The following is an 8708-nucleotide window of genomic DNA, read 5'->3' on the forward strand; positions in this document are numbered from 1 at the left end:
CAGCCACCAGCGCGCCGCGCCGCCGGGCGCGCGCCCGGCGCCGGCGCCCGTGTCGTCGACGAATACGCATACGAGCGGCCGAACCGACGCCACCGCGCGCGTCAGCGCGGGCTGGTCGGTCACGCGCAGATCGTCGCGGAACCAGACGATCGCGGGAGCAACGGACGACTTGGCGGGCACGGGCACCTCGATGACGAAAGCAGGAAGAGACGCGTATTGTCGCGGCTGCGCCGCGCGGTGTCGACGTTCGGCACGCCGGCGGATCGACGACGGTCACGGCCGTCGCGCCCCCTGCCGCCCCCGGTGAAACGCCTTAGTCCATTCCGACGATTCTTCGCCGCATGCGCCGGCCTACGCTCGATGTCGGGTACGCCGCGCGGCACGTGCCGGCCGCTACCGGCACCGCGCGTCCCGCCCCTGCCATGCGCGCCGGCCGACGCCGGCGCGGACCTTTCCGACTGCTGCGGCGCCCGGCCGGCCGGGCGCGCGGCCTCACCCGCTATTCACCCGATACGCCGCCATGACCAAACCCTCGAATCTCGTCACCTCGATCACCGTCGACATCGACGCACCGGCCTCCGTCGTCTGGGAAGTGCTGACCGACTTCCCGCGCTACGGCGAATGGAACACGTTCTGCGTCGGCTTCGAAACGACCGGCAGGCTCGGCGATTTCGTGCACATGCAGGTGCGCATTCCCGGCACGGAAACCGTGATTCCCGTCAACGAGATCCTCGTCGCGTGCGAACCGGAACGCCTGCTGTCGTGGGAGCAGCGCCCGACCGATGACAACAAGGACGCCGCGCGCCGCGACCAGTACATCGACGCGATCGGCGCGGAACGCTGCCGTTATTTCACGACCGACCAGTTCCTCGGCATCAACGCGGACACGATCATGCAGAACCACGGTGCGTGGGTGAAACAGGGTTTCGACCAGTGCGCGCGCGACGTGAAGCGGCGCGCCGAAGCGCTCCATGCGGCACGCCGGCGCAACGGCGCCTGACCGGGAGCCGCCGATGCCCGATCTGCAAACGCTGTCCGACCATCACGACATCCGCGAACTGATCGTCGCGTATTCGACCGCGATCGACACGCGCGACTTCGACGCGCTCGACGCGGTGTTCACGCCCGACGCGGCGATCGACTATCGCGCGATGGGCGGCATCGCGGGCCGTTATCCGGACGTGAAGGCGTGGCTGCGCACCGTGCTGCCGCGGTTTCCGCAGTACCAGCACCTGGTCGGCAACCTGTCGATCCGGCTCGACGGCGACACCGCGCGCGGCCGCACGATCTGCTTCAATCCGATGGAAGTCGCGCTGCCGGACGGCGGCACGCAGGTGATGTTTCTCGGGCTGTGGTACGTCGACCGGTTCGCGCGTACCGCGTTCGGCTGGCGCATCGCCGAGCGTGTCGAGGAGCGCTGCTACGGCCACAACGTGCCGGCCATGCTCGCGGGCGCGACCGGTTGATCGCGCCGCAACCCGGCGCCCGCGAGGCGCACGCGTCGCGGGCCGTCGCATCAATCGAGCCGGAACGCCGCCTCGAACCGCTCGGCGAACGCGTCGAACTCGGTTTCCGGCAGGTGATTGATGCCGCCCGCGCGCTTGCGCCCGCCGCCGGTCGGAAAGCCGCGACAGAACTCGTCGGCGCCGAGCGGCCGGCCGTCGGGCACGCGCACGCTGACGACGAGCCCGCCGTCCGCGCGCGGCGACAGCACCGCGAGCGCCGCATGCGGCGCGTTGCGCATCCGCTCGTTCGCGAGCATGCCCGTCGCGCGCCGCGCCCATGGATGATCGGGCATCCGGACCAGCGTCGCGCCGGGCACCTCGCGCAGCGGTGCGAGTGCGCACGCCCGTGCCATATCGTCGCGGTAGCCGTCGCGCAGCGCGGCAAACACGGCGGTCTCGCGTACGAACTCGAGCGGGTCGACGCACGGCAGCATCGCATCTGCAAGTGCCGCCGGGTCGAAATGCAGATCGCCGACACACTCGCCGTACGCGTTGTAGTTCAGGTAGAGGCCCAGTTCGGCGAGCGTGTCGCGCGCCGCGTCGTCGATCCCGTGCTCGCGCGCGAGCGCGCCGCCGAGCGCCGGCAACTCGTCGCCGAATGCCGCGACGATCGCCCAGCGCACGTGCCGGCCGCCGAGATAACGGTTCACGATCGCGCTCGTGCAGACGTCGGCCGCCGTGTCGATATGCGCGTCGAAGCGCGGATCGTCGGGCAGCTCGCCCGCGAAGTGATGGTCGAAATAGCGGACCGTCGCGCCGTCGCGCAGCAGCCGCGCGCAGGCATCGCGATTCTGGTCGTGCGACACGTCGAGCACGGTGACGATGTCGCCCGCGCGCGCGTCGATCCGCTCGAGCAGCCTGATGTCGCGCTTCACGCCGGTCACGAGCGTGCCGCGCACGCCCTCCGCGAGCCGCAGTTGCTGAAGCGCGCACAGGCCGTCCGCGTCGCCGTTGAACGCAAGGAAGTGTCGTTCGTCGTGGTTGTCCTGCATGATCCTTTGCTCCGTCGTCAGGGCATGAAATCGCCGCCATTTGCGTCGAGCGTCGCGCCCGTCACCGCGTTCGCGTAGTCCGACGCGAGGAACAGCGCCGCGCGCGCGCAATCGTCGTCGGTCGGCAGCTTCGCGAGCGCGATGTTCGACGCGACCGGCGCGATCACCTGCTCTTCCGTCATCCCGTATTCGGCCGCCGCCTGCCGGAAATACGTCCGGGTCGGCACGCCCCACATCCACCCCATGTGGATGCTGTTCGCGCGAATGCCGTGCACGCCGAGTTCGCGCGCCAGGTATTTTGCCGCAACGGCGAGCGCCCCCTTCGATACAGCGTAGCCGCCTTCCCCTGCAAACGGCTTGCGGGTCGCCTGCGTGTTGATCATCACGATCGCGCCGCGCTTGTGCCGCTTCATGTGCGGCACGACTTCCTGCGTAAGCGCCATCGTGCCGAACACGTTGGTGTCGAACACCGCGCGCCAGCCGTCGAGGTCGGCGTCCTCCACCGGTTCGGGAAACCTGCCGTGCACGAATGCGCTGTTCACGAGCGCATCGATCCGGCCGAAGCGCTCGACGGCCTGCGTCGCGAGCTGCCGGCATTGCGCGCGGTCGGTGATGTCGGTCTTCACCTTCAGCACGTCGCAATCGACGCCGAGTGCACGGATCCGCGTTTCGGCGTCGTCGAGCTTTTCCGTCGTGCGCGCCGCGACGACCACGCCGCGCGCGCCCTCGCGCGCGGCCTCGACGGCGAGCTTCACGCCGAGCCCCGGCCCGATCCCGGAAATCACGACGATCTTGTCCTTCAGCAACATGGCTTGTCTCCTGGTTGTCGTTGGTTTTCGCGAGCCCGGCCGTCAGCCGGCCGCCCGCAGGTGCCGCGCGCGATACGCGGCGAAGTCGCGCGCGAGCTGCGCATCGGTGAAGCCGAAGCGCGCGATCGAATAGTCGTGCGCGGCACGCTTGTCGCGGCCGTTGCGCGCCATCCAGTCGGTCATCGCCGCGCGCCGCCGCGCATCGAGCGGCAGGCCGGCAAACGCGTACACGGCCTCGGCCACGCCGAGCGGATTCGACACCGTGTCCTCGAAACGCACGTCGAGGAAGCGGCCGGCCGGCAGCGCATCGCGCGCGGCCATCGCGGCGCCGATCGCGCGGGCCATCCCGGCGTTCCACTGCGCGCCGACGGCAAGCGGATCGGGATCGTCCGCATACATCTGCCACAGCGTGTGCGCCATGCTGGCCATCGACGGAATCGTCTGCGCCGGGTCGCGGTGCGTGAGCACGACCTGCGCGCGCGGGAACACGCGGCACAGCACGTCGAGCGCATGCAGGTGCTGCGGCGTCTTCAGCAGCCAGCGCGTGGCCGGCGCAACCCCGCGCTGCGCCTTCTGCCATTGCAGGAACTGCAGCATCCGCTTCAGGTACGTATAGACCGGCGTGAGATCCTGCCGTGCGAGCCACGCCGTATAGCGCGGCACATTGGCGTACGAATCCATCGCGCACACGAACGAGTGCTCCATCAGCATGAACTCCTCGTCGGCGAGCATCGCATCGAGCGGATGAATCGTCAGGATCTGCGGAATGCAGTCGATCATCGTCGCGACTTCGGCCTGCGCGCGGGCGATGCGCACCGCCGGCTCGGCCAGCGTCTCACCCGCGAGCGGCGCCGGGTAGCGGGTCTCCCACCACGCGGCAGTATGGAAGCGCGGATCGACGGCCAGCAGCCGCTGCAGCAGCGTCGTGCCCGTGCGCGGCAGGCCGACGATCACGAGCGGGTCGTCGATCGCGATGTCGGCGATCTCCGGATGGCGCCGGAAGTAATCCTCGACGACCAGCCGGTTCACGAGTTGCCCGACGAGCTTCTCGCGCATCATCGCCGCGCCGCGTTCGGACAGCTTCGCTTCGTCGGTCAGCGACGCGCACATCACGTCGAGCGCGTCGCGATACGGTCCGTCGCCGAACGCGGTGAGCCCGCCCGTGCGCGACACGGCCTCGGCGATCAGTCCGTCGGCGTCGAGCCGCGTGCGGATCAGGTCGATCGGCGCGTTCATGCGGCCTCCTTCAGCGCGGCGAGCTTCACGACCCGCGTGCGCGGATGCGCCGGCTGCGCGGCGCCGACCCAGCGCCAGCAGATCGTGCCGGTGCGATGCCCGGCCGTATCGAGCCAGTTCGCGTCGCCCGGCCGCGCGGCCGCGACGACCACCGTCACGCCACCGTCCGCATTCCGTCGCGCGCCGTGCTTGTTCACGCAGATATCGAAGTGCCGGTAGTCGAGCGACTCCATCCAGTAGTTGTTGAGCTGCACGTTCCAGAAATCGCAGTCGGGCACCGTGTCGACGTCGATCACGAGCGCCTCGTCGTCGGCCAGTTCCCAGCACGAGTGGTAGTAGTAGATGTTCGGGTCGCCGCCGACCGACTGGCACAGCGCCTGGTCGGCGGGCGGTAGCGCGTTCACGTGCGACCGGTAGCCCGCGGCCCAGTCGGCGAACAGCTTCGCCGTCTGCTCGACGAACTGCGCGGCGCGCGTGAGGCCGCCCTGCAACGCGAGCGGATCGAGCGGCGCCGGGCGGTCGTGCGCGCCGATGCGTTCGATCTTCAGTTGCGCGGGCGTCTCCGTGCGCCGGTCGAGGAAAGTCTGGCGCACCAGCAACGCGTTGGTGCCGGGCTCCATGCGTACCCAGTTGCCCGCGCGCGGTGTCTCGCCCAGCACGATCTCGAAGCTGCCGTCCGGTGCGATCTCGAGCTGCTTCGCATCGAGAAAGCCCGTCTGCAGCATCTTGCCGTCGGTCTCGTAGCCGCCCTTCTGCGTGCCGAAGCTCAGGTAGGCCACCGTGCCGCGCCGCCCCGTCACGCGGTATTCGCAACGGCCGTCGAGCCGCGCGTATTGGTACAGGTTGTCGGGATTGTCGGCGCCGATCTTCGCGGTCTCGTGCGACGGCGAGAAAAAGCCGGGCCACGCGCCGTCCGCGAATTCGACGTGCATTTCGAGCGCGATGCGCATCAGCCGGCTCAGGTAACGAAAGCCTTCCGCGCGCGTCAGCGGATCGTCCGGCGCCTCGGCGCGCAGGATCTGTTCGCCGCTGCGTTTCAGGGTGTCGCAGAAATCGGCCCAGGTCTGGCCCGAAAGCAATTGCGTGGCACGTGTGTCGTCCGTCATGTGTCGTCTCCGCCGATGGTCGAGCACTCACCTTAAGCGCCGCCGTCGCGCACCTCTTCGTCCGGGTGGACTAAGGAAAGATCCGCTCCACGGCCGTGCCGCGGTTTAGTCCACCCGGACGAAGAGCGGCATGCCGCTCGCTCGATACCGTTGGCGTCATGCACGAAACGCCGCACATGTCGCGCGGCGCCGGCATGAAACAAGGAGACGAACGATGTTGACCCACTTGGAGCGACTGGAGGCCGAAAGCATCCACATCATGCGCGAGGTGGTCGCCGAGAGCGAGAACCCGGTGATGCTGTATTCGATCGGCAAGGACAGCTCGGTCATGCTGCATCTCGCGATGAAGGCGTTCTACCCGGCGAAGCCGCCCTTTCCGCTGCTGCACGTCGATACGACGTGGAAATTCCGCGAGATGATCGCGTTTCGCGACGAGACGGCCGCGCGCCTCGGCCTCGACCTGCGCGTGCACGTGAACCCCGACGGCATCGCGAACGACATCAATCCGTTCACGCACGGCTCGGCCATGCACACCGACGTGTGGAAGACGCAGGGGCTCAAGCAGGCGCTCGATCATTACGGCTTCGATGCCGCGTTCGGCGGCGCGCGCCGCGACGAGGAGAAATCGCGCGCGAAGGAACGCATCGTGTCGCTGCGCTCCGAGCAGCACCGCTGGGACCCGAAGCGCCAGCGCCCCGAACTCTGGTCGCTGTACAACGCGCGCAAGCGCAAGGGCGAAAGCCTGCGCGTGTTCCCGATCTCGAACTGGACCGAACTCGACATCTGGCAGTACATCCAGCTTCACGACATCCCGATCGTGCCGCTCTACTTCGCGAAGGAACGGCCCGTCGTCGAACGCGACGGCGCGCTGATCATGGTCGACGACGAACGCCTGCCGCTGCGCCACGGCGAAGTGCCGCAGATGCGCAAGGTGCGCTTTCGCACGCTCGGCTGCTATCCGCTGACGGGCGCGATCGACAGCGATGCGAGCTCGCTCGACGACATCCTTCGGGAAATGCGCGAGACGCGCACGTCGGAACGACAGGGACGCCTGATCGACAGCGATTCGGCCGGCTCGATGGAAAAGAAGAAACAGGAGGGATATTTCTGATGGCACACGTTCTCACCGCGCCCGAGGCGCCCGCTCACGCGACGCCCAACATGCACGCCGACGATGCGCAGACGAAGGACCTGCTGCGCTTCATCACGTGCGGCAGCGTCGACGACGGCAAGAGCACGCTGATCGGCCGCCTGCTCTACGAATCGAACATGCTGTTCGACGACCAGCTCACGCAGCTCGAAGCCGATTCGAAGAAAGTCGGCACGCAGGGCGGCGAGCTCGATTTCGCGCTGCTCGTCGACGGCCTGTCGGCCGAGCGCGAGCAAGGGATCACGATCGACGTCGCGTACCGCTTCTTCGCGACCGCGCGCCGCAAGTTCATCGTCGCCGACACGCCCGGCCACGAGCAGTACACGCGCAACATGATCACCGGCGCGTCGACCGCCGATCTCGCCGTGATCCTGATCGACGCGCGCAAGGGCGTGCTCACGCAGACGCGCCGTCATAGCCATCTCGTCGCGCTGATCGGCATCAGGCGCGTGGTGCTCGCGATCAACAAGATGGACCTGGTCGACTACGACCGGGCCGTGTTCGAGCGCATCGACGCCGACTATCGCGCGTTCGCGGCCGAGCTCGGGCTGGAGGAGATCGTCAGCATCCCGATGTCGGCGCTGCGCGGCGACAACGTGATCGCGCCGGGCACGCGGATGCCGTGGTACGCGGGCCCGACGCTGATGCAGCATCTCGACACGCTGCCGCTCGCCGCGCGCGTGACGCGCGACGAGCCGTTCCGGCTGCCGGTGCAGTGGGTCAACCGCCCGCACCTGAATTTCCGCGGCTACGCGGGCAGCATCGCATCGGGCGAGATCCGCGTCGGCGAGCGCGTGCGCGTGCTGCCGTCCGGCAAGGAGAGCCGCGTCGCGTCGGTGATCACGCAACGCGGCGAAAGCGACATCGCGCACGCCGGCGACGCGGTGACGCTCACGCTCGCCGACGAAATCGACATCAGCCGCGGCGACATGATCGCGCGCGCGGATGCGCCGCCCGAGGTGGCCGACCAGTTCGAGGCGACGCTCGTGTGGATGCACGACGCGCCGCTGCTGCCCGGCCGCCCGTATTTCGTGAAACTCGGCACGCAGACGGTCGGCGCGACCTGCGCGACGCCGAAGTACAAGGTCGACGTGAACACGCGCGAGCATCTCGCGGCGCGCACGCTCGCGCTCAACGAAATCGGCGTGTGCAACCTGAGCTTCGACCGGCCCGTGGCGTTCGATCCGTACGACCGCAACCGCCACACGGGCGGCTTCATCGTGATCGACCGTTTCACCAACGACACGGTCGGTGCCGGGATGCTGCACTTCGCGCTGCGCCGCGCGCACAACGTGCACTGGCAGGCCGTCGACGTCGACCGCGCCGCGCGTGCCGCGCAGAAGGCGCAGACGCCGCGCATCGTGTGGCTGACGGGGCTGTCGGGCGCCGGCAAGTCGACGATCGCGAACCTCGTCGAAAAGCGGCTGCACGCGCTCGGCAAGCACACGTACCTGCTCGACGGCGACAACGTGCGGCACGGGCTCAATCGCGATCTCGGCTTCACCGAGGCCGATCGCGTGGAGAACATCCGGCGCGTCGCCGAAGTCGCGCGGCTGATGCTCGACGCGGGGCTCATCACGCTCGTGTCGTTCATCTCGCCGTTCCGCTCGGAACGCGAGATGGCGCGTGCGCTCGCCGGCCCCGACGAGTTCGTCGAGGTGTTCGTCGACACGCCGCTCGCGGTCGCCGAGGAGCGCGACCCGAAGGGCCTGTACAAGAAGGCTCGGCGCGGCGAGCTGAAGCATTTCACGGGCATCGATTCGCCGTACGAGCCGCCCGCGCGGCCCGAACTGCGCGTCGATACGGTCGCCGAGTCCCCCGACGAAGCGGCCGGGCGCATCGTCGCTTACCTGCTGCGCGAGCGCGCGGCGTAGGCGCCGCAGGCGGGCAGCCCGGCGGTTGCCCGCCGG

Annotated in this window: 9 protein-coding genes; 4 read left to right on the plus strand and 5 right to left on the minus strand. The window is 68.8% G+C overall.

What is annotated here, in order from left to right; all coding sequences use genetic code 11:
- On the minus strand, window positions 1-180 hold a 180-nt coding region (locus tag DPV74_RS36180), incomplete at its 3' end, for a deoxyribodipyrimidine photo-lyase (protein WP_162923239.1).
- A gap of 340 nt (window positions 181-520) precedes the next feature.
- On the opposite strand from DPV74_RS36180, the gene DPV74_RS36185 reads away from it, so the two are divergent.
- Window positions 521-1000, plus strand: a complete 480-nt coding sequence (locus tag DPV74_RS36185) for an SRPBCC domain-containing protein (RefSeq protein ID WP_059682387.1) — start codon at window positions 521-523, stop codon at window positions 998-1000.
- A gap of 13 nt (window positions 1001-1013) precedes the next feature.
- Window positions 1014-1466, plus strand: coding sequence for a nuclear transport factor 2 family protein (locus tag DPV74_RS36190; protein WP_119338930.1), 453 nt, complete (start codon window positions 1014-1016; stop codon window positions 1464-1466).
- A 50-nt stretch (window positions 1467-1516) separates the two neighbouring features.
- Here the strand turns inward: DPV74_RS36190 and DPV74_RS36195 are convergent, their stop codons facing one another.
- The 4 genes from DPV74_RS36195 to DPV74_RS36210 are packed head-to-tail and all read right to left on the minus strand — an operon-like array spanning window position 1517 to window position 5648.
- Entirely contained in the window at window positions 1517-2497 is a 981-nt protein-coding gene (locus tag DPV74_RS36195) for a hypothetical protein (RefSeq protein ID WP_060205003.1), read from the minus strand.
- Between the two features lie 17 nt (window positions 2498-2514).
- The gene (locus DPV74_RS36200; RefSeq protein WP_091925860.1) at window positions 2515-3306 is read right to left on the minus strand and encodes an SDR family oxidoreductase; all 792 of its coding nucleotides are present in this window, start codon (window positions 3304-3306) and stop codon (window positions 2515-2517) included.
- Window positions 3307-3348: 42 nt separating this feature from the next.
- Window positions 3349-4542 carry a sulfotransferase gene (locus DPV74_RS36205; protein ID WP_119338927.1) on the minus strand — a complete coding sequence of 398 codons (1194 nt, stop codon included), beginning with the start codon at window positions 4540-4542 and terminating at the stop codon, window positions 3349-3351.
- Complete coding sequence (locus tag DPV74_RS36210; RefSeq protein WP_119338928.1) at window positions 4539-5648, minus strand: DUF1214 domain-containing protein; 1110 nt, start codon at window positions 5646-5648, stop codon at window positions 4539-4541. The genes DPV74_RS36205 and DPV74_RS36210 overlap by 4 nt, the downstream gene beginning before the upstream one ends.
- Before the next feature lie 130 nt (window positions 5649-5778).
- Between DPV74_RS36210 and cysD the strand changes: the two genes are divergently transcribed.
- Together cysD and cysN are read left to right on the plus strand one after the other, a co-directional pair.
- Window positions 5779-6759, plus strand: a complete 981-nt coding sequence (gene cysD / locus DPV74_RS36215) for a sulfate adenylyltransferase subunit CysD (RefSeq protein WP_226180307.1) — start codon at window positions 5779-5781, stop codon at window positions 6757-6759.
- Window positions 6759-8672, plus strand: coding sequence for a sulfate adenylyltransferase subunit CysN (gene cysN / locus DPV74_RS36220; protein ID WP_119338929.1), 1914 nt, complete (start codon window positions 6759-6761; stop codon window positions 8670-8672). The genes cysD and cysN overlap by 1 nt, the downstream gene beginning before the upstream one ends.
- Window positions 8673-8708: the final 36 nt, after the last annotated feature.

The sequence above is a fragment of the Burkholderia sp. HAN2018 genome (genome assembly GCF_024704855.1).
Taxonomy (GTDB): domain Bacteria; phylum Pseudomonadota; class Gammaproteobacteria; order Burkholderiales; family Burkholderiaceae; genus Burkholderia; species Burkholderia cepacia.

Coding starts and splice junctions, on each gene's coding strand:
- DPV74_RS36185 (WP_059682387.1), top strand. CDS start 521: ATGACCAAACCCTCGAATCTCGTCACCTCGATCACCGTCGACATCGAC.
- DPV74_RS36190 (WP_119338930.1), top strand. CDS start 1,014: ATGCCCGATCTGCAAACGCTGTCCGACCATCACGACATCCGCGAACTG.
- DPV74_RS36195 (WP_060205003.1), bottom strand. CDS start 2,497: ATGCAGGACAACCACGACGAACGACACTTCCTTGCGTTCAACGGCGAC.
- DPV74_RS36200 (WP_091925860.1), bottom strand. CDS start 3,306: ATGTTGCTGAAGGACAAGATCGTCGTGATTTCCGGGATCGGGCCGGGG.
- DPV74_RS36205 (WP_119338927.1), bottom strand. CDS start 4,542: ATGAACGCGCCGATCGACCTGATCCGCACGCGGCTCGACGCCGACGGA.
- DPV74_RS36210 (WP_119338928.1), bottom strand. CDS start 5,648: ATGACGGACGACACACGTGCCACGCAATTGCTTTCGGGCCAGACCTGG.
- cysD (WP_226180307.1), top strand. CDS start 5,779: ATGCCGCTCGCTCGATACCGTTGGCGTCATGCACGAAACGCCGCACAT.
- cysN (WP_119338929.1), top strand. CDS start 6,759: ATGGCACACGTTCTCACCGCGCCCGAGGCGCCCGCTCACGCGACGCCC.